The organism is Pseudooceanicola aquaeponti (genome assembly GCF_050897975.1).
Classification (GTDB): domain Bacteria; phylum Pseudomonadota; class Alphaproteobacteria; order Rhodobacterales; family Rhodobacteraceae; genus Pseudooceanicola.
In genome coordinates this window covers 237,979-260,065 of record NZ_JBPAXY010000005.1, presented here as the reverse complement: position 1 = coordinate 260,065, position 22,087 = coordinate 237,979, and the positions used below count along the sequence as shown (strand labels likewise).

The window sequence follows — 22,087 nt, the reverse complement described above, 5'->3', positions numbered from 1 at the left end:
CCCCCTGTGTTTCGCGGGCGATCAGATCTATTGCCCGAACCGTCACCAGAGCTGCCCAGCTTTAAAGGCGATCGAGCAAGCGCTCAGATATCCCATTCCCCAGGCTTCGGACTCGTTACTTTTCAAAGCCAGGGGGCAAACCCCTTGTCACCCACCATCTAACTTGTCGAGAAGCCTCGGTTGATCCCGCGGCTTCCCATCTTCCGCCTTCCGGCAGACGTCCGGCCCTCTCCGCAGGGGCCCCGTTGATCGGGGCCCGGCAGGCCGAAAAAGCCGGGCCAAAGGGCCCGGCTGCGAGAGGCTCAGCCCTCGTATTGCGCGTCGGTGACCTTTTCCATCCAGGTGACGGGCGAGCCGTCGATGCTTTCCTGAATGGCGATATGGCTCATGGCGTTCTCGGGCGCGGCGCCGTGCCAGTGTTTCTCGCCCGCCGGGAAGAAGACCACGTCGCCCTGGCGCACCTCTTCGATCGGGCCGCCCTCGCGCTGCACCCGGCCGCGGCCATAGGTGATGATGATGGTCTGCCCGGCGGGATGGGTGTGCCAGGCGGTGCGCGCGCCGGGTTCGAAGGTGACATGGGCCCCCGAGGTGCGGCCCGGCTCATCGGCCTGGAACATCATCTCCAGGCGCACGGTGCCCGAGAAGGTCTCCTCGGGGCCGGGCATCGAGGGATTGCTGCCGCAACGGATGATTTTCATGGGTCTTACTCCTTGGTCTGTTGCTGTCCGTCGACGCTAGGCTCTCAGGACAGCTTGTCGAAATGGTAAATCAGGGCCGGGCCGCCGGGCTGGACATAGGCCAGTTCCACGGTCGCCATGGCGAAGGGTTCGATGTAGCGGCCATTGCGCAGCCCGCCCGCCTCCAGCGGCTGAAAGCCGATGTCGCGGATCAGGGCGCCCGCCTGGCGTTTCGCCTCGGCGTCATCGCCATAGGTCAGGACCTGCGGCGCCGGGCGATCGGTCTGCCCCTTGCGGGCGAAGACCGGATAAAAGCTTTCGGACGGCGTGGTGTTGAAGCAGGACACCCAGCGGGCGAGGGGGCGCAGACGCGCCAGCTCTTCGGCCGCCGAAGAGGTGCGGCCCACCACCAGGTCGCGGTCGGCGGCATCCAGCGGCACGCAGCAGTTCAGCACCAGCTTCTCGGCCAGATCGCCCGCCTGTTCCAGCACATCCTCGACCCGCGACCAATGCACCGCCAGCAGCAGGGCCTCGGATCGGGCGACGGTTTCGGCCACGGATCCATGGCTGCCGCCCGCCTCGCGCGCCAGCCGCGCCAGCTTGGACGCGCTGCGGGAATAGGCGAAGGTCACCTCGTGGCCGCAGGCGGCCCAGAGGCTGCCCAGCTTGGCCCCCATCAGGCCGGATCCCAGAATGCCGATCTTCATGTCGTGGTCCTTCAAAGGGGGAAGGCCAGGCCGGAGCCCGGCCTTCCCGTGGATGTCAGGGGCGCGCCGCCCGGGTCATTCCGGGCGGTTGGCGAAGACCTCTTTCGCCACCGGCAGGGCCGAGAAGACCCGCGGCCAGCCGGCGTAGAAGGCCAGGTGCGACAGCATCGCGCCCGCCTCGGCCTGGGTCAGGCCGTTGTCCATGGCGCGGTTCAGGTGGAAGGTCATCTGTTCCGGCTGACCGGCGGCGATCAGCGCGGCCACGGTCACCATCGAGCGGTCACGCGGCGCCAGGGCCGGGCGCAGCCACATGTCGCGGAACAGTAGCTCTTCGGTGGTGTCGACCACGCCCTGGCTGACCTCGCCGTAATTGCCCTGCACCATGGCCTGGCGCCCGGCCTCGGCCTCTTCGTCCAGCGGCAGCAGTTCGGCGGGATCCACGGCGGGCAGATCCTCGGCGGTGACGCCGCGCGCCGCGTAGACCGGCGCCATGGCTTCGGCGGCGGCGGTGGCATTGCCCCAGCCGGTGTAGAAGGCCAGGTGGGTGATGGTTTCCGACAGTTCCGCCGGGGTCACGCCCGCGTCCAGGGCCACCTCGGTGATGGCACCCAGGTTGCCGGTCTCATGGCGGGTCATCAGCGCGGCAAAGGTCACCAGGGCGCGGTCGCGCACCGACAGCTCTTCGCCCGCCCAGACCGTGCCGAAGAGATCCTCGGTGGAATAGGCCTGAAGGGCGGGGGCGACCTGGCCCACGGCCTCGGGCAGGGTGCGGTCCAGCTCTTGCGCAGAGGCGCCGGAGGCGAGCAGGGCGAAGGCCGAAGCGGCAAGACGGGTCTTCATGGGAATCTCCTTGGGTTGCGGTGATCTACCCTAGGATCTGGGGTGGTCCCGGCGCCCCTCAATGCCGCGCCGCCGCAGCCCACTCATGAGGGGATTTCATCAATCCTGCCGCTCGGCCCCGCGCCGCCTTTGGCGCAAGGCCTCCAGCACCACTTCGAAGGCCGAAGAGGGGCGCTGCCGCGAGGGGTAGTACAGGTGGAACCCGGGGAAAGAGGGCGAATAGTCGCCCAGGCACATCTGCAACCGGCCATCGGCCAGTTCGGCCTCGACCATCTTGTCGGGCACCAGGGCCAGGCCGTGGCCGTCCAGCGCAGCGCGCAGCACCGGGCCGATGGTGTTGAAACAGGCCTGCCCCTGCACCTTCACCCGGATCTCGGTGCCGTCCTTCTCTTCGAACTCCCAGGCGTAGAGGGCGCCATGGGTGGTCAGGCGCAGGTTGATGCACTGGTGGTCGGTCAGCTGCTGCGGCGTCTGCGGTACGCCTGCGCGGGCGAAATATTCGGGCGTGCCGACACAGACCATGCGCTCGTCCGGGCCGATCCGCATCGAGATCATCCCGTCGCTGACCTGATCGCCATAGCGCACGCCCGCGTCGCATTGCGAACTGGCCAGGTCGGTGAACCCATAGTCGCTGACCAGTTCGATGTTCACCGCCGGGTAGTCTTTCAGCACCGGCGACAGCTTGGGCCACAGGATATGGTCGATGGCATAGTCGGTGGCGACGATCCGCACCGTGCCCGTGGGTTCGTCCCGGGCATCGTTCAGCGCCTGAAGCCGGGCCTCGATCTTTTCCAGGCAGGGATTGAGGGTGGCCAGCAGATCCTCGCCCTCCAGTGTCGGGGCCACTGAACGGGTGGTGCGGGTCAGCAGGCGCAGGCCAAGGCGTTCCTCCAGACCCTTGATCGTGTGGCTGAGGGCGGATTGCGAGACGTTCAGCCGCGCGGCGGCACGGGTGAAGCTGCGCTCTTCGGCCACGGCGGCCAGCGCGATGAGATCGTTAATGTTTTCGCGAAGCATCAGAGAGGCCTTGATCTGGGAACCGATGATCATCAGGGGCCTCTCAGTGTAGCTGTGCCGAAGGGGGAAGGTCCAACGCTATTGTGACCTTGGGTCAATGCGCAGCAGCGCGTCATCCGAGGCGCCGTCACGGCGTGGCGAACGGTTGGTGGTCAGGGCCAGTATCTGCCCGTTCCGCACCAGCAGGTCGCGGATGCGCTGATCCAGGGGGTGGGCCAGGCGGACCTGCCCGTCGGGGCTGATCCGCAGGATACCCTCTTGCCGCAGGCTGGCCAGCCACAGGTGATCACCCGCCCAGGCCAGCCCCGAGGGCGCCCAGGTGCTGCGCCCGGACTGGGCCAGGGGCGGGATCATGCCGGGGGCCGTCTCGTCGCCCTGCACCAGGGGCCAGCCGTAGTTGCCGCCCGCCACGATCCGGTTCACCTCGTCATGGCCCGACTGCCCGTGTTCGGCGGCGTAAAGCTGGCCTGCGTCATCCCAGGCCAGGCCCTGCGGGTTGCGATGGCCCAGCGAGTAGACGGGTGAGCCGGGGAAGGGGTTGTCGGCGGGCACCGTGCCCTCGGGCGTCAGGCGCAGGATCTTGCCCGCCAGGCTGTCGGGGTCCTGCGGCAGGGCGCGGTTCTCGGTCCAGCCGGTGGTGATGTACAGCATCCCGTCAGGGCCGAAGGCGACGCGCCCGCCGTTATAGAGCGGATGGCCTGGAATGGCGTCCAGCAGTACCCGCGTCTCGCGCCAGCGCGCACCCTCCAGCACGATCTCGATCACCCGGTTCTGGCGTGCCTGCGGGGTGCCGACATGCTGATAGACCACGGCGCGGCGGGTCTGGGCGAAATCGGGCCGCAGGGCCAGGCCCAGCAGGCCGCCGCCCCGGTCGTCCAGGGTGGGCGCCGAGGTCTCTACCGTCATCCGGGTGAAGGTCTGGCCGTCGAAAAGGCCCAGGGTGCCGGCCTTCTCGGTGATGTAGAGGTCGCCTCCCTCTGCGGCGATCGACCAGGGGTAATCCAGGCCGTCCAGCAGGGGCTCGTCGGCCTGTGCGGAGGCTGGCAGCAGCAAGGCCGCCGCCAGCGCCGTGCGCCACAGGGGCTTAGTCGGCCGCATAGTCTTCGTCCGTGACCAGCTCGCCCCAGGTCACGCCCTTTTGCACGGCGTAATGGGTCACCGAGGTGGCGTCGGTGGCGCCGTGCCAGTGATCGACCCCCGGCGGCGCCCAGACCACATCCCCGGCGCGCATGATCTGCTTCGGCTGGCCCCGTTCCTGCACCCAGCCTGTGCCCTTGGTGACGATCAGCATCTGGCCTTCGTCATGGGTGTGCCAGGCGGACCGGGCGCCGGGCAGGAAGGTCACTTCGCCGATGCTGACGCCGGCGATCTCGGGCGGGACCACCGGGGCCACATAGGCGGTGCCCGCGAAGGTCTCGGCGCTGCCGATCATGCCGGGGCGATCCTCGGCGCGGGTGATCTGCAACGATTGCGCCGAAGCCAGGCCCGGCAGGGCGATGGTAGCGGCAAGGGCGAGGGGGGCGAGTTTCATTGTCGTCTCCTTCATGTCGGGGACCCGAGGTCCCGACCCGGGGGATGCGGGCCTGTGCGAGACAAGATGGGGCCTGCGGCGGCGGGGTTAATGACCGGGGCGCCGGAGACGTCCATGAGCGCGCCTCATCAATGCGCGTGCGTATGCCGCCGGTCGCGGCGCGGAACGCGGAAGGGCGCGCCCGGCAGGGTCCCGACATGACCGCCGCCCGAGGCATCGGGCGGAGGGCCCCGCAGGGGCGCTGCGGCGATTGATGAGGCCCCCTCATGAGTGGCAGTTTCCTGCGGGCTCTTCCCCCGTGCGGAAAGGCGGCTACATGCTAGACTGACCCTGAAGGAGATTGCCGGGATGAGACGACGCGCCCTGACCGCCGGGCTGGCCCTGATCGGCCTGCTGAGCCTGTCTTCGGTGGCCCCTGCCACGGCCCAAGCTACGAAAGAGGCTGACATGACCAAGATCACAGTGACCGTCGGCGCGACGGTGCTTTCCGCCACGCTGGACGACAGCCCGGCGGGGCGCGACTTCGCTGCCCTGCTGCCGCTCGAGCTGGAGCTGAGCGATTACCACGGGATCGAGAAGGTGGCGGATCTGCCGCGCAAGCTGGACACCACCGGGGCGCCTGCCGCCTACAAGCCAGAGACCGGCGACATCACCCTTTACGCGCCCTGGGGCAACCTGGCGATCTTCTACAAGCCCTTCTCCTCCTCGCGGGGGCTGGTCCGGCTGGGGGCCTTTGACGGCGCGCTGGACGCGCTGCTGCAAGACGGCCCGGTGACCGCCCGGTTCGAACGGGCAGAGTGACCCGCGCCGGGCCGGCCCGAGAGGGCGCGGCGCGGGCATAGCGAAGGGGCGCCGGTCTTCTCTCTCTCACCGTCCGACCGGCGGTCCGGGTCCCTGCTCCCCTAGGGGGGCGGGGGCCGTCAATCACGGGAGGCAGGGGCCTGGCCCCGAGGGGAGGGGAAGGCAAAAGACCGGCGCGGGCTGCGCCGGTCTTTGCCTTTGCTCCGGCAGGCCCGCCCACGGGTCGCCGAGGGGGGGCGGGGCGGGCCTGGCCGGGCATGTCCGGGGCCTGCGCGTCCGGGCCGGGGACATGCGACGCATCGCAGGGAGGACGGCGATGCGATCTCAAACGGGGTGGCCGGGCCGCCTCTCTTGGGACGTGGAGGCAGCCCGGCCGTTGCGTCCCGCCGGGAATGGACCGGGCCGGTGGCCCGGGTGGCGGTGCTCAGGGGGCGCCACCCGGGAACCAACCGCGCCCGACGGGGCCGCGTCTTGTCAGGCGGGCCTCAGAAGAAGCCCAGCTTGTTGGGGTTGTAGGACATCAGGATGTTCTTGGTCTGCTGGTAGTGGTCCAGCATCATCTTGTGGTTCTCGCGCCCGATGCCCGATTGCTTGTAGCCGCCAAAGGCCGCGTGGGCGGGGTAGGCGTGATAGTTGTTCACCCAGACACGCCCCGCCTGGATGGCGCGGCCCACCCGGTAGCAACGGTTGGCATCGCGGGTCCAGACACCGGCGCCCAGGCCGTACATCGTGTCATTGGCGATCTCCAGCGCCTCTTCCTCGGTCTTGAAGGTACAGACCGAAACGACCGGGCCGAAGATCTCTTCCTGGAAGACGCGCATCTTGTTGTGGCCCTTCAGGATCGTCGGTTCGATGTAGTAGCCGCCATCCAGTCCTTCGACCTGCGCGGCCTTGCCGCCGGTCAGCACCTCGGCGCCTTCCTCGACCCCGATGGTCAGGTAGGACAGGATCTTTTCCTGCTGCTCGCGCGACGCCTGGGCACCCACCATGGTTTCCATGTCGCGCGGGTCGCCGCGCTGGATGGCCTCGACCCGGGCGATGGCGCGCTTGATGAACTCTTCGTAGATGTCTTCCTGGATCAGGGCGCGCGACGGGCAGGTGCAGACCTCGCCCTGGTTGAAGGCAAAGAGGACAAAGCCCTCGACCGCCTTGTCGAGGAAGGCGTCATCCTCGGCCATGACATCGCTGAAGAAGATGTTGGGGGACTTGCCGCCCAGTTCCAGCGTGACCGGGATCAGGTTCTCGGTCGCCGCCTGCATGATCTTCCGCCCCGTCTCGGTCGAGCCGGTGAAGGCGATCTTGGCGATGCGCGAAGAGCTGGCCAGGGCCGCGCCCACCTCGCCGCCAAAGCCGTTGACGATGTTCAGAACGCCCGCGGGCAGCAGGTCGGCGATCAGGTCCATCAGCACCATGATCGCGGCGGGGGTCTGTTCGGCGGGTTTCAGCACGATGCAGTTGCCGGCCGCCAGGGCGGGGGCCAGTTTCCAGGCCGCCATCAGGATCGAGAAGTTCCAGGGGATGATCTGGCCCACGACGCCCAGGGGCTCGTGATAGTGGTAGGCGACGGTGTCGGCGTCGATCTCCGACATATTGCCTTCCTGGGCGCGCAGCACCCCGGCGAAATAGCGGAAGTGGTCCACCGCCAGCGGGATGTCGGCCAGGGTCGTCTCGCGGATCGGCTTGCCGTTGTCCCAGGTCTCGGCCCGGGCCAGCAGGTCCAGGTTCTCTTCCAGGCGGTCGGCGATCTTCAGCAGCGTGTTGGCGCGTTCGGTGGCCGAGGTGCGGCCCCAGGCGTCCTTGGCCATATGGGCGGCATCCAGCGCCAGCTCGACATCCGCCGCGGCGGAGCGGGCCACCTCGCAGACCACCTCGCCGGTGATCGGCGTGATGTTGTCGAAATAGGCGCCGCCCACGGGGGCCACGAAGCGGCCGCCGATGAAGTTGTCATAGCGGGTCTGGAACGGCGAAGTGCGGCTCAGGTCGGGTTGGCTCATCTCGTTCATGACAGGTCTCCTCCATCTGTCGAAATCGGACCGGCGGGCCCCGGAGGGGGCGCCGATGACAGAGATCTGGCACCTTCGGGCGGGGCCTGTCAGCGGGGGGCAAGGCGGCGACGGGGCAATTGTGTCTCAGCGCTGAGACACCTTGGCCCGGGTCGCGCCTGCACGGCGCCGATCCGCCTCGCCCGAGGAGGGGGGCAGGGGGCGGGCGGAGTCAGTCGCCGCCCGACAGCCCCAGACGTTTCATCCGGCGATAGAGGGTGGCGCGGCCGATGCCCAGGGCGCGGGCGGCGGCCGAGACATTGCCGCCCGAGCGCGCCAGCGCCCGTTTCAACGCCGCCTTTTCCGCCCCCGACAGGCCTTCGGCGGTCTCGCCCAGCACGTCGCGCAGCGGCACCGGGCGCAGGGCCCCTTCGCGCGCCAGCCCGCAATGGATCCGCGCGCTGCGCGTGGCGCCGACCACCAGGCCGTCCCCATCCACCGCCAGCAGCGAGGCGCCCGAGCGGTCGTCGCCCACCAGGACCACCTGACGGTCGGCGTAGATGTCGCGGAACAGATCGGTTTCTATCTTGGTCGCGATGGTGCCCACCACGGCGCCAATCAGCTGGTTGAACCCGTCGCTTTCGGCACGGGCCGAGGAGACGTCCAGCGCCGCGATCAGCGCGCCCTGATGGTCAAAGACCGGCGCGTCGATACAGCTCATGGCGGTATTGCGCGCCAGGTAATGCTGGTCGCGGTGGATGATCAGCGGGCGTTTCTCGGTCAGGCAGGTGCCGATGCCATTGGTGCCCTGGGCCTCTTCGCTCCAGTCGCCGCCTGCCACCAGGCCCGCCTGGCTGAATCCCTCGGCGTCGCCGTCGCGTTGCCGGGCGCGCAGGATCAGCCCGCGCGCGTCGGTCAGGAACACCCCGTGGCCGCTTTGGCCGATGGCCTGAAACAGCTCGTCCAGGCGCGGGCTGGCCACATGCAGCAGTCGGCCCAGCATTTCTTCCTGAAGCGCCAGCCGCGCGGTGTGCCGTTCCGTGGGCGCGGGCGCCGCCGGGTCCAGCCTGTGGCGCGCGAAAGAGCGCTGCCACGAGGCCGCCAGGCGCGAGCGCGCGGCGGCGGCGTCACAGGTGACGGTCTGCATCACGCGAGAGACATGCGCGTGGTCATTGGCTGTCATGCTGGCTCCTCCCTTGGCGTGGGTCCCCGCCAGCGGAATGGGTGACCCAAGGGTAACTATCGCAAAGCCCCCCGGGCGGACGCAAGACGTCAGTTTGAGACAGGTAAAGGGGGCTGTCGCGGGCCGGGGGCGGGGGGCGCAAAAGGGACGGGCCCGAAAAAAGGCGCCACCCCGGGGGCGGCGCCTGATCTGGTTCCGTCAGAAGGGGGGCGGCCCGGCGGGGCCGCGCGCCCCTCAGCGCAGGATGTTCAGGGTGTCGAAATCGACACTGTCGGTGGCCCCGGCCAGATCCTCGATCGAGTCGTAAAGCAGCTCCAGCGCGTAATGCGGGTTATGCGCATAGATGCCCGGATCGGCGGTGACCAGTTTCCAGTTGTAGGCGGCGCGCAGCGACCGGGGCGTCCAGGCCGCATAGGTGACGGCGCGGCCCTCGGCCTGATCGGCCACCCCGTCGCCGTTGGTATCGGCGAAGAAGTAGGGGTAATGCGCCTCGAAGACGAGGGCCGTCCCGGCCACCTCGGAGGTATAGGCCACCAGCGTCTCCATCAGCAGGCGGGCGTTGGCCTCGATGTCCGAGCGGATGCCGACGGCCAGATTGCCCGAGCCGTCATAGCTTTGCTTGCGGATGCGGATCGCGCGCGGGCTGTCGGCGTCGTGGCAGGTGGTGCAGGTCTCGACCTTCACCTCCAGGCTGTGCGGGTTGTGGCACGAGACGCAAGAGGCCACCGGGCGGGCATGGAAGAAGCGGCCCGAATAGGTCTTGCCCGGGTAATGCACCCCGGCGCCGCCATAGCCGCCCAGCCAGCTGGCGGCGGCGGTGGCATAGTGCGGGTTGACGAAGCGCAGCTCGGCATCGGGGGTGTCGTCGGGTTTCGAGGCGGTGGCGGCCTCGACCGTGGCGCCCGCCGCGCGGCCCTGGTGACAGGTCATGCAGGCCGCTTCGACGCCGACCACCGGGTGCACCACGCCCGAGGGCAGGGTGATCTCGGCGATCGAGGCCAGCCCGTCATTGTGGCAGGTCTCGCAATCCACCACGCCGCCGGTGGGCAGCGGCGACTCGGGCAGGCCCGGCGCGCTGCCGTCCAGCCCGTGGAAGCTGCGGAAGCCCGCGCCCGCGTGACAGACCGAGCAGTTGGGCGGCACTTCGCCCTCTTCGTTCCAATGGGTGAAGGCCTCGGCGGTGGCATCGGCATGGCCGCCCTTCAGCCAGGCGGTGATCGCCGCGGTGTTCTGCTCGCCCAGGGATTTCGGCTCGAAGGGGCCTGCGTCGGGCAGCACGAAGGGCGTGATCGCGCCGTCGCTGTCGGTGGCGGTTGCATCCTGGGCCTGGGCCGCCGATGTCCCCGTCAGGAAACAGGCGGCCAGCAGGGCGAGGACCGGTGAAACGGCGATGATTTTCCCACGCATTGGCTTATCCCGGCTTATGGCTGTGAATTCGGCTATGGCCTGAATGATACCGTGGGATAGCCTCCGGGCAATGACGGGAATGTGAATGTGGCGAAAAAACACTCAAACAAACCTATGTCACAAAAGCCCTTTTTAATTTTCGGGCGGAATCGGCAGTGTTTTTGCAAAGTTGTGCTTTAGTCGGCATAGGCCCCTTCCGAGGGTGAATTGACTGTGGAGGGAGAATGCTGTCGCAGCTGCTACAATCGGGATTGAACCTGGCGGTGCCTTCGGCGCCACTGGGCTCTGTTGCGGTGCGCGAGCATTGGACCGAAGAGGCCGCGATCGTGCCCGGGCATGGCGAGGCGCTGCGCCTGGACCTGTTGGTGCGCGAGGGCGAGGCGGTGGCCGGGGGCGCCCCGGTGGCGCGGTTGCGCGACCATCCCGAGATCGCCCTGGTGGCGCCGATGCCGGGCCGGGTGGCCAAGGTGCATCTGGGCCCGGGCCGACAGCTGCACGAGATCGTGCTGTTCCGCGATGCGGGCGGCGAGGTGCAGACCCATGACACCGCCGCCGCCACCGCGGGCGATGCCGCCGCGCTGCGCCGCCTGATGCAGGACAGCGGGTTGTGGCGCCAGCTGCGGGCGCGGCCCTTCGGCCATATGCCCGGGCCCGCGGCGGTGCCCGCCGCGATCCTGGTCATGGCCGCCGACAGCCGCCCCCTGGCCCCCGATCCCCTCGCCATGCTTGAGGGGCGGGGCGAAGATCTGATGCGCGGGCTGGCGGCGCTCGGCCATCTGACCGAGGGGCCGATCTATCTGTGCCAACCGCGCGGCGCCGCCCTGGCCGGGCCCGGCGCGGTCGAGGGGCGCCTGCGGATCCTGCACAGCGGGCCGCGCCATCCCCAGGGGCTGGCGGGTCATGTGCTGCACCATCATCACCCGGCCTCGGTCGCGGCCCCGGTGTGGGACATCCATGCCGAGGACGTCGCCGATCTGGGCGCGCTGCTGGCCACCGGCCTGCGGCCCGCGCTGCGCACCGTTGCGGTCACCGGTCCGGCGTTGAGCGAGGCGCGGCTGCTGCGCTGCCAGGAGGGGGCGCATCTGGCGGGCCTGTGCCACGGGCTGACCCTGCCGGGGCCTCACGACCTGCTGTCGGGCTCGGCCCTGGATGGGCGGCGGGCGGTCTGGCTGGCGCCACGCGACCGGCAGCTGTCGGTGCTGCCCCATCACCACGGGGCGCCCCGGGGCCACTGGTTCCGCGCCGCCCTCAGCCGCGCCGCGCGGCCCCTGCCGCTGATCCCCACGGCGGCGCTGGATCAGGCCCTGGGCGGCGCCCTGCCGGGGATGGCCCTGCTGCGGGCCCTGTCGGCGGGCGATGATGAGACATTGGACAAGCTGGGCGGGCTGACCCTGCTGGAAGAGGATCTGGCCCTGGCCGATTACGTCACCGGCGCCGAGCCGCGCCTGGCGGCGCTGTTGCGCGGCGCGCTGGACCGGATCGCGGCCGAGGAAGGGGAGGGGACATGAGGATGCGCGGCCTGTGGGATCGGGAAACCGTGGCCCTGCTGTTGCTGGTGGCGCTGATGCCGCTGGCCCTGGCCTGGCTGTGGTACGGCGGCATCGCGGCGGCGGGACGGCTGGCGCTGACCCTGCTGGTCTCGGGGCTGTGGCATCTGATCTTCATGATCGCCCGCGCCCAGCCCCCCAGTTTCGCCGGCGCCCTCAGCGCCCTGGCCGTGGCCATGCTGGCGCCCGAGGATCTGGGGCTGCTGCGGCTGGTGCTGGGCATCAGCTTTGGCATGGTCATGGGCGAGCTGGTCTTCGGGGGCTGGGGTCGCAACGTGGTGAACCCGGCCACGGTGACCCTGGCCTTCCTGGGCTTCGGCTTTCCCGCAGCACCCTGGCCCGAGTTCGTGCTGCCGGTCGCCTGGGCGGCGATCCCGGCGGCGGGGCTGGGCGTGGCCCTGGGCGTCATGCCCGGGCGGGTGATCGCGGGCGCGGCGCTGGTCGCGGGCCTGAGCTGGGCACTGGCCGGGGGCACCTGGCCCGCCGGTCTGCCCGAGGTGCTGCCCGTGGCCTGGATCGGCCTGGTCCTGCTGGTCTGCGATCCGGTGGCCAGCCCCGCCACGCGCCCGGCGCGCTGGCTGGGCGGGGCCCTTTACGCCGCGCTGATCCTTCTGTTCGCCACCGGCTGGGAGGGCGGGGCGCCGGTGCAGATCACCGTTTCCGCCGCCCTTCTGGCCGCCCTGGCCGCCCCCATCCTGGACGAAGCCGCCATCGCGATCTGGCGCGCAAGACGCCAACGCGCCCTGGCGCCCAAGACGGAGACACACCTTGGCTGATCTCAATCCCTTCTCCGCCTGGCGCCGCCTGCTGGCCCTGCCGAACGAGAGCCGGACCAAGACCCTGCTGGTGGCCTTCCTGGTCTCGGCCTGCTGTGCCGTCATGGTCAGCGGCGCCACCGTCATCCTGCGCCCGATCCAGGCTGCCAACCGCGCCGCCGAGGAACAGGCGCGGTTGTCGGCGCTGGTGGCGGGCATTCCGGGCATGTCGGCCCTGCTGGAGCAGTCGGGCGGAGCGCTGTCGACGGTGGTCATCGACCTCGACGCGGGCCGCGCCGCCACCCAGATCACCCCGGCGACGCTGGACACCGCCCTGGCCGATACCGCCAACTGGACGGTGCTGGACCCGGGCGCCGACATCGCGGGCCTGGTACAGCGCCCCGATTACGCGCAGATCTACCTGCTGCGCAGCGACGGCGAGGTTTCCCTGCTGCTGCTGCCCTTCAGCGGGCAGGGCTATAACGGGCGCATCGACGGCATCCTGGCCTTGAAGGGCGACATGCACACCATCGCCGGGCTGACCATCACCGGCCAGTCGGAAACCCCTGGCCTCGGCGCCCGGATCGAGGAACCGGCCTGGCAGGCCTCCTTCAACGGGGTGCAGACCATGGATGCCACGGGCGAGGTCCGCTTTGCCGTGGCCAAGGGGCCAGCCTCGACCGAGTATGAGGTCGACGGCATCACCGGCGCCACCCGTACCTCCTCGGCCATGACGCGCATCATCCGCTTCTGGCTGGGCGAAGAGGGCTATGGCCCGCTGATCGAGGCCGTGCGGCGCGGGGAGTTCTGAGCCATGACCGCGCCGTCCCCCCTCTGGTCCACCTTCACCGATCCGCTGGTGCGGCAGAACCCGGTGACCTTGCAGATCCTCGGTATCTGCTCGGCCCTGGCGGTGACAACCTCGCTGCCGACGGCGCTGACCATGGCGGCCTCGCTGACCACGGTGCTGGTGCTGTCGGCAGGCGTCATCAGCCTGATCCGGCGGCATATCCCCGACACCATCCGGCTGATCGTGCAGATCGTCATCGTCGCCTCGCTGGTGATCGTCATCGACCAGCTGCTCCAGGCCTACCTGTTTGAAATCAGCCAGAGCCTGTCGGTCTTCGTCAGCCTGATCACCACCAACTGCCTGGTGCTGGGTCGCACCGAAAGCTTCGCCCGGCTGAACCCGCCGGGGCGCGCGATGGTGGACGCCCTTGGCAACGGGCTGGGCTATTCGCTGGTCCTGTGCCTGGTGGGCGCCCTGCGTGAGCTCTTCGGCGCGGGCAGCCTGATGGGCGTGCAGGTGCTGCCCCTGGCAGAGCAGGGCGGCTGGTTCACGCCGCTGGCGCTGATGCTGCTGGCGCCCTCGGCCTTCTTCCTGCTGGGCGGGCTGGTCTGGGCCATCCGCTCGATCTGGCCCGATCAGGCCGAGGCGCCCGACACGGTGCCGCCAGAGGTCGAGGAGGGCGCATGATGGCAGACCTCTGGTCCCTCTTCCTGTCGGCGGCCTTTGTCGAGAACCTGCCGCTGACCCTCTTCCTGGGGCTTTGCACCTTTCTGGCCCTGTCGAAACGGCCCGAAACCGCCGTGGGGCTGGGGATCGCCATGATCGCGGTCATGGGCGTCACCACGCCGCTGAACCAGGTGATCTATCACGCGCTGCTGGCGCCCGGCGCCTGGGCCTGGGCGGGCTACCCCGAGATCGACCTCTCCTACCTCAGCCTGGTGGCCTTCATCGGGGTCATCGCCGCCATCGTGCAGCTGCTGGAAATGCTGCTGGACCGCTTCCTGCCCAAGGTCCACGCGGCCTTCGGGGTGTTCCTGCCGCTGCTGACGGTGCAATGCGCCATCCTGGCGGGCAGCCTTTTCATGGTGGAACGCAACTATGACCTGGCCGAAAGCTTCGTCTTCGGGATCGGCGGCGGCACGGGCTTTGCCGTCTCGGTGATCACCCTGTCGGCGATCCGCGCCCGGCTGGCCTATGCCGACCTGCCCGCAGGGCTGCGGGGCCTGGGCATCACCTTCATCCTGGCAGGGCTGATGTCGCTCGGCTTTTCCTCTTTCGCACAGATGGCCGCGCAATGACCGACGAGATCCTGCTTGCCTCTCTGATCGTTGTCCTGCTGGTGGTGGGGCTGACCCTGGGCCTGCTGCTGGCGCGGCGCAAGCTGGTGCCGCAGGGCGGGCTGACCGTCACCGTCAACGGCATCAAGGAGATCGAGGCGCAGCGCAGCGACCGCCTGCTGGGGGTGTTGCACGGGGCGGGCATCGGCATTCCGGCGGGCTGTGGCGGCTCGGGCACCTGTGGCCTTTGCCGCGTGGTGGTCACGGGCGAGGGCGCGGGCGAGGCGGGCGCCACCGAACGCGGCATCCTGTCGGCGGCGGAACGCAAGGCGGGCAAGCGGCTGGCCTGCCAGACGCAGCTGCGCGGGTCTTGCGAGGTGACGATCCCCGACGAGTTCCTGTCGGGCGGCGGTGGCTTCGACTGCACCGTCGTGTCGAACCGAATGATGGCGCCGCTGATCCGCGAACTGGTGCTGGAACTGCCCAAGGGCCACGATTTCAACTTCCGCGCCGGGGGCTTCATGCAGCTAAACGCCCCGGCCTACAGCCTGAACTTCGCCGATATGCCGGTGGATGAGACCTTCCGCGCCGCCTGGCATCAGGCCCGCTGGGACAGTCTGACGTCCGAGACCACCGGTCAGGTGACCCGCGCCTATTCCATCGCCTCGCGTCCCGAAGATACCGCCGCAGGCCGCGTGGTCTTCAACATTCGCCTGGCCGTGCCGCCTGCGGGCCGCGAGGAAGAGATCCCGCCGGGCCAGGTCTCGTCCTGGCTGTTTGCCCGCCAGCCGGGGGATGTGGTCGAGGTCTCGGGGCCCTTCGGCGAGATCCATGTGCAGGACACGACCTCGGACATGGTGTTCATCGGCGGCGGCGTCGGCATGGCACCGCTGCGCGCCATGATCCACGAACAGATCGGGGCGGGCACCGCCCGCAAGATGCGCTATTTCTACGGCGCGCGCTCGGTCGCGGATCTCTTCTATGTCGACGAGTTCAACGACATCGCGGCCGCGCACCCGAATTTCGCCTGGACCCCCGCCCTGTCGGATCCGGCCCCGGGCGACCGCTGGACCGGCGCGACGGGGTTCATCCACGAAACGGTGATGCGCGCCATGCAGGGCCATCCCGCGCCCGAGGATTGCGAATACTACCTCTGCGGCCCGCCGGTGATGATCTCGGCCGTGCTGGCCACGCTGGAACGGCTCGGGGTCGAGCCGAGCAATATCTACAAGGACGATTTCGGAGCCTGAGCCATGCAAAGCGACTTCTCGAAACGACCGACCCGCCGTGCCCTTCTGGGCGCCGCCACCGCCACGCTGGCCCTGCCGGGGCTGTTGCGGGCAGGCCCCCGGGCGGTCGAGACCCTGACCGGCCCGGCCTTCGGCACCGCCTGGCAGGTGACCCTGCCCGCAGGCCAGGGGATCGACGCCCTGCGCGCCCCGATCCTGGCCCTGCTGGCCGATGTGGACGCGCAGATGTCGCCCTGGCGCGCCGACAGTGATATCAGCCGCTTCAACGCCGCCGGTCCCGGCGCCTGCGCGCTGCCTGCCGAGACGCTGGCGGTGACCGGCGCGGCGCTGGCCCTGGCCAGGCAAAGCGGCGGGCATTTCGACCCCACGGTCGGCCCGCAGGTGGCCCGCTGGGGCTTTGGCCCCATTGCGGGCGCGGGCGCGCCCGACTGGCAGGGGCTGACGCTGGACGAGGGCGCGGTGATCAAGGCCCGCGCCGGGCTGACGCTGGATCTGTGTGGCATCGCCAAGGGCCACGCTCTGGACCGCATGGGGGCGCTGCTGCGGGCGGCAGGGCATCGCGATTTCCTGATCGACCTGGGCGGCGAACTGCTGGCCCGGGGCCAGCACCCCGAGGGCCGCGCCTGGCAGGTGGCGGTCGAGGATCCGCGCCCCGAGGCCGCCGGTCTGGCCGGTGTGCTGGCGCTGACCGGCGCCGTGGCCACCTCGGGGCTGAAGGCGCAAAGCTATACGCTGGGCGGGGCGCGCTATGGCCATATCATCGACCCCGCCACCGGGGCGCCGGTGGCCACGGGGCTGCTGTCGGTTTCGGTGCTGGGCGCCTCGGCCATGCAGGCCGATGGCTGGGCCACGGCCCTTTTTGCCGCAGCGGCCGAAGGGCCCGCCCTGGCCCGCTGCGCGGGCCTTGACGCGCTGTTCCTCAGCGCCGGGGCCGGGGGGCTGCACCGCCAGACCACCGGCGCCTTTGCGCAGCATCTGAAAGGGGTCTGAGATGGAGCTGTTCCTCGTCCTCGCCATCTTCCTACTGGCCGCTGGCGGCCTGGCCCTGGGCCTGGTCTTCGGGCGCGATCCCGTCCAGACCTCCTGCGGCGGCGCTGCGAAATGCGGTAAGGCCTGCGAGATCTGCCCCAACCGGGCCGCTGCCGAGAGGGGCGAGGCATGAGCACCGAGGCCCGCGTGTCCATCCTGATGCAGACCGACTGGGTCGAGGTGACACCCGACATGCCCATTCGCCGCGCCGCCGCCCTGCTGGTCGAGGGCCGCGCCGCCGCCGCCGTGGTGGTGGATCAGGACGGGCTGTTGACCGGCATCCTCAGCCAGAAGGATTGCTTCAAACCCGCGCTCTACGCCTCTTATTACCAAGAGTGGAAGGGCCGGGTCGAGGACAGCATGAGCCGTGCCCCCATGACCTGCAACGCCGAGGATGACCTGATCACCGCCGCCGAGGCCTTTTCCAATTCGCCGCACCGGGTCTTTCCGGTGGTCGAGGAAGGGCGCGTGGTGGGGATGCTGCGCCGCTCGGATGTGCTGGGCGCGCTGATGGACATGGGCTAGGGCGCTTTGCGCCTTGCCCGGCCCGGCCCGATCGGATAGCCCGGCAAGCTCTTCCGACGCAGGAGCCGCCCCTCATGTCCGCCCCCGATCCCGTTCTCGCCATCGACTTTGGCACCTCCAATTCTGCCGCGGCGGTGATGCAGGGCGGCCAGCTGCGCCGTATCCCCATCGAGGCGGGCGAGGAAACCCTGCCCACGGCGGTCTTCTTCGAAACCGACACCGGGCGGATGCGCATCGGCTCTGCCGCCGCCGAGGCGCTGATCGCGGGCGACGAGGGGCGCTATATGCGGGCGCTGAAATCGGTGCTGGGCACCGGGCTGTTCCACGAAAAGCGCCTGATCGGCGGCAAGCGGCGGACCCTGGCCGAGATCGTCACGGCCTTCCTGGTGGCGGTGAAGACCCGCGCCGAGGCCGAGACCGGCCAGACCTTCACCCGCGCCCTGTCGGGCCGCCCGGTGCATTTCCACAGCAATGACCCCGAACGCGACGCCCGCGCCGAGGCCGACCTGCGCGGCTGCTATGCCGAGGCCGGGTTTGCCGAGGTCCGCTTCATGTTCGAACCCGAGGCCGCGGCCCTGGCCAGCCTGGGCGACGGCCACCCGGGCGAGGTGGGGCTGATCGTCGACATCGGCGGCGGCACCTCGGATTTCACCCTGTTCCGGGCCGAAGGCAACGGCATCGGCATCATCGCCAGCCACGGGATCCGCCTGGGCGGCACGGATTTTGACCATGCGGTCTCGATGACCCATGCCATGCCCGAACTGGGCCTGGGCGGCGAGCTGCGCCGGACCTTCGGCGAGGGCCTGCTGCCGGTGCCGAAACCCATCTATGTGGACCTGGCGACCTGGGCCAAGATCCCCTTCCTTTACACCGCCGAAACCGCCCGCGCCGTGGCCGACATGCAGGCCCACGCGGTGGATCCCAAGCGGATGGAGCGGCTGGCGGTGGTGATCGAGGACCAGTTGGGCCATGAGCTGGCCTTTGCGGTGGAACGGGGCAAGATCGGCGCCAATGGCCCCGAGGGGGCCGGGCAGATCGACATGGGGATGGTGGAGCGGGGCCTCAGGGTGCGCACCACCGCAGGCTCGGTCAACGCGGCCCTGGCCGAGGCGCGCGAGGCCCTGCGCGGCGCGATCTACGACACGCTGGTGGCGGGGGCCGTGGCGCCGGGGCAGGTCAGCTCGGTGATCCTGGTGGGCGGGTCGTCCCTCATGGGGCTGGTGCAGGAAGAGGCGCAGGGCATCTGCCCGGGGGCCAAGCTGCGCCGCTCCGAGGCCTTCACCGCCGTTGTGGACGGGCTGGCCCTGGCCACGGCCTGAGCGACAGACCCCAGAGCCCAGACCCTAGAGCCCCGCCAGCCGGTGCAGCATCCCGCGCAGCGCGCCGAAAAGATCGGGCAGGCCCAGGGCGGCCTTCAGATCCTCGCCCCAGAAGACCGCGTTCAACAGCGGATCCATCAGCGCATCGGGCAGGGGCAGCTCGAACGCCCAGTCGACGATCCGCTCGCCCGAGAAGGCCCAAAGCAGGATCAGCGCGGCACAGAGGGTCAGGAAGAAACGCAGGTTGCGGGCCATCGTCATTCCCTAGAACTGGAAGTAGATGAAGGGCGCCACGCCCTCTTGCGCCATGGCGAAGCACAGGATCAGCCCGGCGGCCAGCGCCAGGGCCTGCACCTCGGGCGCGACGCGGGCCAGGGCCTGGCCAGACCGGGTGAACCAGCCAAGCGGCAGGGCGTTCAGCGCCAGCCCGGCGGCAATCAGCATCAGGGCGAAGCCATGCAGCGGCACCGCATAGTCGCTGGCCGGGCGGGTCAGCGCCGCCAGCATCTGGCCCACTTGGCCCATGTCATGGGCGCGGAAGGGCAGCCACAGCAGCGTCACCAGCGCAAAGACCACCCCGATCCGCAGCGCCCGCGCGCCGCTGGCGCGGTGCTGCCCGGTCAGCCGCTCGACCGCGACCAGCGCCCCATGCGCCAGCCCCCAGATGACAAAGGTCCAGGCGGCCCCGTGCCAGAGGCCCGCCAGCCCCATGACCACCAGCAGCGTCACCGCCTGCCGCCCCTTGCCCCCCCGGTTGCCGCCCAGGGGGATGTAAAGATAGTCGCGGATCCAGGTCGACAGCGAGATATGCCAGCGCTGCCAGAACTCGCGCAAGGACGCCGCGCGGTAGGGCTGGTTGAAGTTGGCGGTAAAGCGATAGCCCAGCAGAAGGGCCACGCCGATGGCAATATCGGAATAGCCCGAAAAGTCGCAATAGATCTGCACCGCATAGCCCAGCATGGCCGCCAGGGCCTGGGGCGCGGCCTGGGACGCGGGGTCGGTATAGACCGGATCGACCAGCAGCACGGCGATGTAATTCGCGATGATCAGTTTCTTCACCATCCCCGCCAGGATCAGCGCCACGGCCATCCCGCGCATGGCGGCATCGGGCCGTTCGAGCCGGTCAAGCTGCGGCAGGAAATCGGCGGCGCGCACGATGGGGCCCGCGACCAGCTGGGGAAAGAAGCTGACATACAGGGCCACGTCAAAGGGGTTGCGGCGCTGATCGCAATCGCCGCGCGCGCAGTCGACGATATAGCTGATCCCCTGGAAGACGTAGAAAGAGATCCCCACGGGTAGCACCACCTGCGCCCAACTGAAATCCCGCGCGAGGCCCGCCTCGCCCAGAAGGTTGGCAAAGGACAGCAGGAAGAAGTTGAAATACTTGAAGAAGGCCAGGCACCCAAGCAGCCCCGCGATGCAAAGCGCCCGCAGCGCCGTGGCCTTCCTGCGCCCCGGCAGCCCGCCCAGCCAGGCCAGCAGGATCACCCCCGTCATCAGCGCCAGAAAGCGCAGATCCCAGGCGGCGTAGAACCAGTAAGAGGCCGCCAGCAACATCCCCTTGCGCCAGCCGTTCCAGGCGAACAGCGCCAGGTTCAGCCCCAGTACCACCACGAAGAACAGTACGAAGTCGAGCGTCGGAAAGACCATCGGGGGGCGCCGCTTACTGCAACTGCATGAAGGCCAGCTGCGCGGGCGCGGGCACCAGAGAGGGGATGCGGCGCACCAGATCGTCCAGCACCAGATCCGCCACCAGCTGATAGCCCCGCATGGTGAAATGCGACCCGTCGCCCGAGCGGATGGTCAGCGTCTGATCCCCCACCTGGCTGGTGGCGACCCAGCTGAACCCCTCGCCCGAGGCATAGGGGGCCAGGGGGAAGTAGATCCCGCCGTTTTCCTGTGCGGCGGCGGCCAGCAGCGGGTTGATATGGTCCAGATGGGCGTTGAGCTTGGTGTTGCGGTCGGGCGCCGGGCCGATCATGTAAAACAGCGATCCCGCCTCGGTCGCGGCGGCGACGATACCGCCCGCCCGCGCCTTGTAGGCGGCATCCCAGGCCTCGGTCTGGAAGGGCACGGTGCCTGCTGCGCTGCGGATCGACTGCATGTCGTTCGAGCCGAAATGCGCCACGGTGAAATCGGGCTGGGTGGCGCCCAGCATCTGGGTAAAGTTGCCGGGCCAGTCGTAGAAATCGCCCCGGCTGAGGCCGGTGGACACGCGGCCCCGGTTGATCACCCGCAGGTGCAGCCCGCGCGCCTGGGCGCGCTGGATCAGAAGCATCCCAAAGCCGTCTGCCAGGCTGTCGCCGATGACCAGCAGCGTGGCGGGATCCTCGGCCGAGAACCGGCGGCTGGTCTGGGCCACCGGTGTGACGCGGGCCGGGGCCTCGCCGCCGGGCCGGGCGGTCAGCATCTGACCCAGATCCTGGGCCGAGGTGCAGCCCGCCACCGGCAGGGCGGCCAGGCTCAGCAGGCCGAGGGTGCGGCGCAGTTTACTGAAGCGCAGCATTGCCGAAAATCGCCTTGCGTTCACGGGTGGCCATGGCGTCCTTGATCTCTGGGGCCAGGGCGGCGGCGATCAGCTCGTAGCCCAGCGGGGTGAAGTGGATCTTGTCGGGGGCGCGCAGCTGGCGGGTGTTGCCGTTGACCACGGCGTTCATGGCGAAATCCTCGGCGCCAAAGCGCGACAGCTCGCGGATGTCGTGGAAGGGCAGGTTCAGCGCGGTCAGAGTTTGCGAGATCAGGGCGTTGACGTGCTGATACTCGGGCTCGAACTTGCCTTCACCCACCACCGGCAGCCCGACCCAAAGGATGCGGTCGGCGCGCGCCGCCAGCTCGCCTGCCAGTTCGCCCACGCGTTTGGCATAAAGCGCGTCCCACTCCGGGGTGCCATAGGGCACGCGGCTTCGGTCGTCGCGCAGCGGGCGCAGGTCGTTGGCACCGATCTGGACGATGAAAACGTCTTGCGCATCCGTGCTTTGCGTGGCGGCGTTAAAGCGTTCGATCCATTCCTCGGGCGGCGTATGGGTCAGCCCGTCGCTGACCTGCGTGAGGCGCAGCACCTCGACGCTGCCGCATTGGCCAAGGGCGCGTTGCACGGCGCCCCACAGGCCATCGGCCAGGCTGTCGCCCAGCACGCCCAGACGCACGGTCGAGCGCGGGCAGGACAGGCTGTCCAGCCCCATGGTGGTGACGATGGGCACCACGCCCTGGGCGCGGGCGGCAGAGCTGGTGCCCAGCCCCAGAGGCAGGGCCAGCAGCGCGGCGGCAGCAAGGGCGCCCAAGGCGCTGCGGCGCGGGCGGCGTCGGGGCAGGGCGGATCGGTTCGGCAGCATCATCTGTCCTCTTCTGCCCCGGCTTGGGCCGGGACGTGTCGTTGTCTCGGGGGCGCCTTGGCCCCGGTCTTGGCACCGGCCCGCCGAGGGGCCGGTTGGGTTCAGTGCCCGACCCGAC

The 22,087-nt window shown here is 69.6% G+C and carries 23 protein-coding genes and 1 pseudogene; 11 read left to right on the top strand and 13 right to left on the bottom strand.

What is annotated here, in order from left to right; all coding sequences use genetic code 11:
* Positions 1–302: 302 nt before the first annotated feature.
* The 6 genes and pseudogenes from ACRARE_RS13740 to ACRARE_RS13715 all read right to left on the bottom strand — a co-directional run bounded on the left by ACRARE_RS13740 (position 303) and on the right by ACRARE_RS13715 (position 4,772).
* Positions 303–698: a (R)-mandelonitrile lyase gene (locus tag ACRARE_RS13740; RefSeq protein WP_432657015.1), complete on the bottom strand. Its 396-nt coding sequence runs from the start codon at positions 696–698 to the stop codon at positions 303–305.
* A gap of 44 nt (positions 699–742) precedes the next feature.
* Positions 743–1,384, bottom strand: a complete 642-nt coding sequence (locus ACRARE_RS13735) for an NADPH-dependent F420 reductase (protein WP_432657014.1) — start codon at positions 1,382–1,384, stop codon at positions 743–745.
* Positions 1,385–1,459: 75 nt separating this feature from the next.
* On the bottom strand, positions 1,460–2,224 hold the full coding sequence (locus ACRARE_RS13730; protein ID WP_432657013.1) for a carboxymuconolactone decarboxylase family protein: 765 nt from the start codon (positions 2,222–2,224) through the stop codon (positions 1,460–1,462).
* A gap of 99 nt (positions 2,225–2,323) precedes the next feature.
* The gene (locus tag ACRARE_RS13725) at positions 2,324–3,274 is read right to left on the bottom strand and encodes a LysR family transcriptional regulator (protein WP_432657012.1); all 951 of its coding nucleotides are present in this window, start codon (positions 3,272–3,274) and stop codon (positions 2,324–2,326) included.
* A gap of 147 nt (positions 3,275–3,421) precedes the next feature.
* A pseudogene (locus ACRARE_RS13720) lies at positions 3,422–4,339 on the bottom strand (PQQ-dependent sugar dehydrogenase); the annotation flags it as partial.
* Entirely contained in the window at positions 4,326–4,772 is a 447-nt protein-coding gene (locus ACRARE_RS13715; protein WP_432657011.1) for a (R)-mandelonitrile lyase, read from the bottom strand. The gene ACRARE_RS13715 and the pseudogene ACRARE_RS13720, both read right to left, overlap by 14 nt.
* A 348-nt stretch (positions 4,773–5,120) precedes the next feature.
* On the opposite strand from ACRARE_RS13715, the gene ACRARE_RS13710 reads away from it, so the two are divergent.
* Positions 5,121–5,573, top strand: coding sequence for a cyclophilin-like fold protein (locus ACRARE_RS13710; RefSeq protein WP_432657010.1), 453 nt, complete (start codon positions 5,121–5,123; stop codon positions 5,571–5,573).
* 485 nt (positions 5,574–6,058) lie between these two features.
* On the opposite strand, the gene adh is transcribed toward ACRARE_RS13710, so the two are convergent.
* The 3 genes from adh to ACRARE_RS13695 all read right to left on the bottom strand — a co-directional run bounded on the left by adh (position 6,059) and on the right by ACRARE_RS13695 (position 10,145).
* On the bottom strand, positions 6,059–7,576 hold the full coding sequence (adh, locus tag ACRARE_RS13705) for an aldehyde dehydrogenase (RefSeq protein WP_432657009.1): 1,518 nt from the start codon (positions 7,574–7,576) through the stop codon (positions 6,059–6,061).
* Between the two features lie 211 nt (positions 7,577–7,787).
* Positions 7,788–8,738 (bottom strand): helix-turn-helix domain-containing protein, encoded by a 951-nt coding sequence (locus ACRARE_RS13700; RefSeq protein ID WP_432657008.1) that lies wholly within the window; start codon positions 8,736–8,738, stop codon positions 7,788–7,790.
* 234 nt (positions 8,739–8,972) lie between these two features.
* Complete coding sequence (locus ACRARE_RS13695; protein ID WP_432657007.1) at positions 8,973–10,145, bottom strand: cytochrome c3 family protein; 1,173 nt, start codon at positions 10,143–10,145, stop codon at positions 8,973–8,975.
* Between the two features lie 224 nt (positions 10,146–10,369).
* Here ACRARE_RS13695 and ACRARE_RS13690 point away from each other — a divergent pair, with 224 nt between their 5' ends.
* From ACRARE_RS13690 to ACRARE_RS13645, 10 genes are all read left to right on the top strand, one after another.
* Positions 10,370–11,653: a Na(+)-translocating NADH-quinone reductase subunit A gene (locus ACRARE_RS13690; RefSeq protein WP_432657006.1), complete on the top strand. Its 1,284-nt coding sequence runs from the start codon at positions 10,370–10,372 to the stop codon at positions 11,651–11,653.
* A complete protein-coding gene (locus ACRARE_RS13685) occupies positions 11,650–12,468 on the top strand; it encodes an RnfABCDGE type electron transport complex subunit D (protein WP_432657005.1) in 819 nt (272 codons plus the stop codon). Before ACRARE_RS13690 ends, ACRARE_RS13685 begins: the two co-directional genes overlap by 4 nt.
* A complete protein-coding gene (locus ACRARE_RS13680; RefSeq protein WP_432657004.1) occupies positions 12,461–13,258 on the top strand; it encodes an FMN-binding protein in 798 nt (265 codons plus the stop codon). The genes ACRARE_RS13685 and ACRARE_RS13680 overlap by 8 nt, the downstream gene beginning before the upstream one ends.
* A 3-nt stretch (positions 13,259–13,261) precedes the next feature.
* A complete protein-coding gene (locus tag ACRARE_RS13675) occupies positions 13,262–13,924 on the top strand; it encodes an NADH:ubiquinone reductase (Na(+)-transporting) subunit D (protein WP_432657003.1) in 663 nt (220 codons plus the stop codon).
* A complete protein-coding gene (gene nqrE, locus ACRARE_RS13670; RefSeq protein ID WP_432657245.1) occupies positions 13,924–14,535 on the top strand; it encodes an NADH:ubiquinone reductase (Na(+)-transporting) subunit E in 612 nt (203 codons plus the stop codon). The genes ACRARE_RS13675 and nqrE overlap by 1 nt, the downstream gene beginning before the upstream one ends.
* Positions 14,532–15,764, top strand: coding sequence for an NADH:ubiquinone reductase (Na(+)-transporting) subunit F (gene nqrF, locus ACRARE_RS13665; protein WP_432657002.1), 1,233 nt, complete (start codon positions 14,532–14,534; stop codon positions 15,762–15,764). The genes nqrE and nqrF overlap by 4 nt, the downstream gene beginning before the upstream one ends.
* 3 nt (positions 15,765–15,767) lie before the next feature.
* Positions 15,768–16,754, top strand: a complete 987-nt coding sequence (locus tag ACRARE_RS13660; protein ID WP_432657001.1) for an FAD:protein FMN transferase — start codon at positions 15,768–15,770, stop codon at positions 16,752–16,754.
* A 1-nt stretch (position 16,755) separates the two neighbouring features.
* Positions 16,756–16,926: a hypothetical protein gene (locus tag ACRARE_RS13655; RefSeq protein ID WP_432657000.1), complete on the top strand. Its 171-nt coding sequence runs from the start codon at positions 16,756–16,758 to the stop codon at positions 16,924–16,926.
* Positions 16,923–17,318: a CBS domain-containing protein gene (locus tag ACRARE_RS13650; RefSeq protein ID WP_432656999.1), complete on the top strand. Its 396-nt coding sequence runs from the start codon at positions 16,923–16,925 to the stop codon at positions 17,316–17,318. Before ACRARE_RS13655 ends, ACRARE_RS13650 begins: the two co-directional genes overlap by 4 nt.
* A 74-nt stretch (positions 17,319–17,392) precedes the next feature.
* The gene (locus ACRARE_RS13645; protein WP_432656998.1) at positions 17,393–18,637 is read left to right on the top strand and encodes an Hsp70 family protein; all 1,245 of its coding nucleotides are present in this window, start codon (positions 17,393–17,395) and stop codon (positions 18,635–18,637) included.
* Positions 18,638–18,661: 24 nt separating this feature from the next.
* On the opposite strand, the gene ACRARE_RS13640 is transcribed toward ACRARE_RS13645, so the two are convergent.
* Genes ACRARE_RS13640 through ACRARE_RS13625 form a run of 4 tightly spaced genes read right to left on the bottom strand, consistent with a single transcriptional unit; the run spans position 18,662 to position 21,972 of the window.
* Positions 18,662–18,892 (bottom strand): hypothetical protein, encoded by a 231-nt coding sequence (locus tag ACRARE_RS13640; RefSeq protein ID WP_432656997.1) that lies wholly within the window; start codon positions 18,890–18,892, stop codon positions 18,662–18,664.
* 9 nt (positions 18,893–18,901) lie between these two features.
* Positions 18,902–20,287 carry an MBOAT family O-acyltransferase gene (locus ACRARE_RS13635; RefSeq protein ID WP_432656996.1) on the bottom strand — a complete coding sequence of 462 codons (1,386 nt, stop codon included), beginning with the start codon at positions 20,285–20,287 and terminating at the stop codon, positions 18,902–18,904.
* A 13-nt stretch (positions 20,288–20,300) separates the two neighbouring features.
* Positions 20,301–21,143: a DUF459 domain-containing protein gene (locus ACRARE_RS13630; protein ID WP_432656995.1), complete on the bottom strand. Its 843-nt coding sequence runs from the start codon at positions 21,141–21,143 to the stop codon at positions 20,301–20,303.
* A complete protein-coding gene (locus tag ACRARE_RS13625) occupies positions 21,127–21,972 on the bottom strand; it encodes a DUF459 domain-containing protein (protein ID WP_432656994.1) in 846 nt (281 codons plus the stop codon). Before ACRARE_RS13625 ends, ACRARE_RS13630 begins: the two co-directional genes overlap by 17 nt.
* Positions 21,973–22,087 lie beyond the last annotated feature (115 nt).

Coding starts and splice junctions, on each gene's coding strand:
- ACRARE_RS13740 (WP_432657015.1), bottom strand. CDS start 698: ATGAAAATCATCCGTTGCGGCAGCAATCCCTCGATGCCCGGCCCCGAG.
- ACRARE_RS13735 (WP_432657014.1), bottom strand. CDS start 1,384: ATGAAGATCGGCATTCTGGGATCCGGCCTGATGGGGGCCAAGCTGGGC.
- ACRARE_RS13730 (WP_432657013.1), bottom strand. CDS start 2,224: ATGAAGACCCGTCTTGCCGCTTCGGCCTTCGCCCTGCTCGCCTCCGGC.
- ACRARE_RS13725 (WP_432657012.1), bottom strand. CDS start 3,274: ATGATCATCGGTTCCCAGATCAAGGCCTCTCTGATGCTTCGCGAAAAC.
- ACRARE_RS13715 (WP_432657011.1), bottom strand. CDS start 4,772: ATGAAACTCGCCCCCCTCGCCCTTGCCGCTACCATCGCCCTGCCGGGC.
- ACRARE_RS13710 (WP_432657010.1), top strand. CDS start 5,121: ATGAGACGACGCGCCCTGACCGCCGGGCTGGCCCTGATCGGCCTGCTG.
- adh (WP_432657009.1), bottom strand. CDS start 7,576: ATGAACGAGATGAGCCAACCCGACCTGAGCCGCACTTCGCCGTTCCAG.
- ACRARE_RS13700 (WP_432657008.1), bottom strand. CDS start 8,738: ATGACAGCCAATGACCACGCGCATGTCTCTCGCGTGATGCAGACCGTC.
- ACRARE_RS13695 (WP_432657007.1), bottom strand. CDS start 10,145: ATGCGTGGGAAAATCATCGCCGTTTCACCGGTCCTCGCCCTGCTGGCC.
- ACRARE_RS13690 (WP_432657006.1), top strand. CDS start 10,370: ATGCTGTCGCAGCTGCTACAATCGGGATTGAACCTGGCGGTGCCTTCG.
- ACRARE_RS13685 (WP_432657005.1), top strand. CDS start 11,650: ATGAGGATGCGCGGCCTGTGGGATCGGGAAACCGTGGCCCTGCTGTTG.
- ACRARE_RS13675 (WP_432657003.1), top strand. CDS start 13,262: ATGACCGCGCCGTCCCCCCTCTGGTCCACCTTCACCGATCCGCTGGTG.
- nqrE (WP_432657245.1), top strand. CDS start 13,924: ATGGCAGACCTCTGGTCCCTCTTCCTGTCGGCGGCCTTTGTCGAGAAC.
- nqrF (WP_432657002.1), top strand. CDS start 14,532: ATGACCGACGAGATCCTGCTTGCCTCTCTGATCGTTGTCCTGCTGGTG.
- ACRARE_RS13660 (WP_432657001.1), top strand. CDS start 15,768: ATGCAAAGCGACTTCTCGAAACGACCGACCCGCCGTGCCCTTCTGGGC.
- ACRARE_RS13655 (WP_432657000.1), top strand. CDS start 16,756: ATGGAGCTGTTCCTCGTCCTCGCCATCTTCCTACTGGCCGCTGGCGGC.
- ACRARE_RS13650 (WP_432656999.1), top strand. CDS start 16,923: ATGAGCACCGAGGCCCGCGTGTCCATCCTGATGCAGACCGACTGGGTC.
- ACRARE_RS13645 (WP_432656998.1), top strand. CDS start 17,393: ATGTCCGCCCCCGATCCCGTTCTCGCCATCGACTTTGGCACCTCCAAT.
- ACRARE_RS13640 (WP_432656997.1), bottom strand. CDS start 18,892: ATGGCCCGCAACCTGCGTTTCTTCCTGACCCTCTGTGCCGCGCTGATC.
- ACRARE_RS13635 (WP_432656996.1), bottom strand. CDS start 20,287: ATGGTCTTTCCGACGCTCGACTTCGTACTGTTCTTCGTGGTGGTACTG.
- ACRARE_RS13630 (WP_432656995.1), bottom strand. CDS start 21,143: ATGCTGCGCTTCAGTAAACTGCGCCGCACCCTCGGCCTGCTGAGCCTG.
- ACRARE_RS13625 (WP_432656994.1), bottom strand. CDS start 21,972: ATGATGCTGCCGAACCGATCCGCCCTGCCCCGACGCCGCCCGCGCCGC.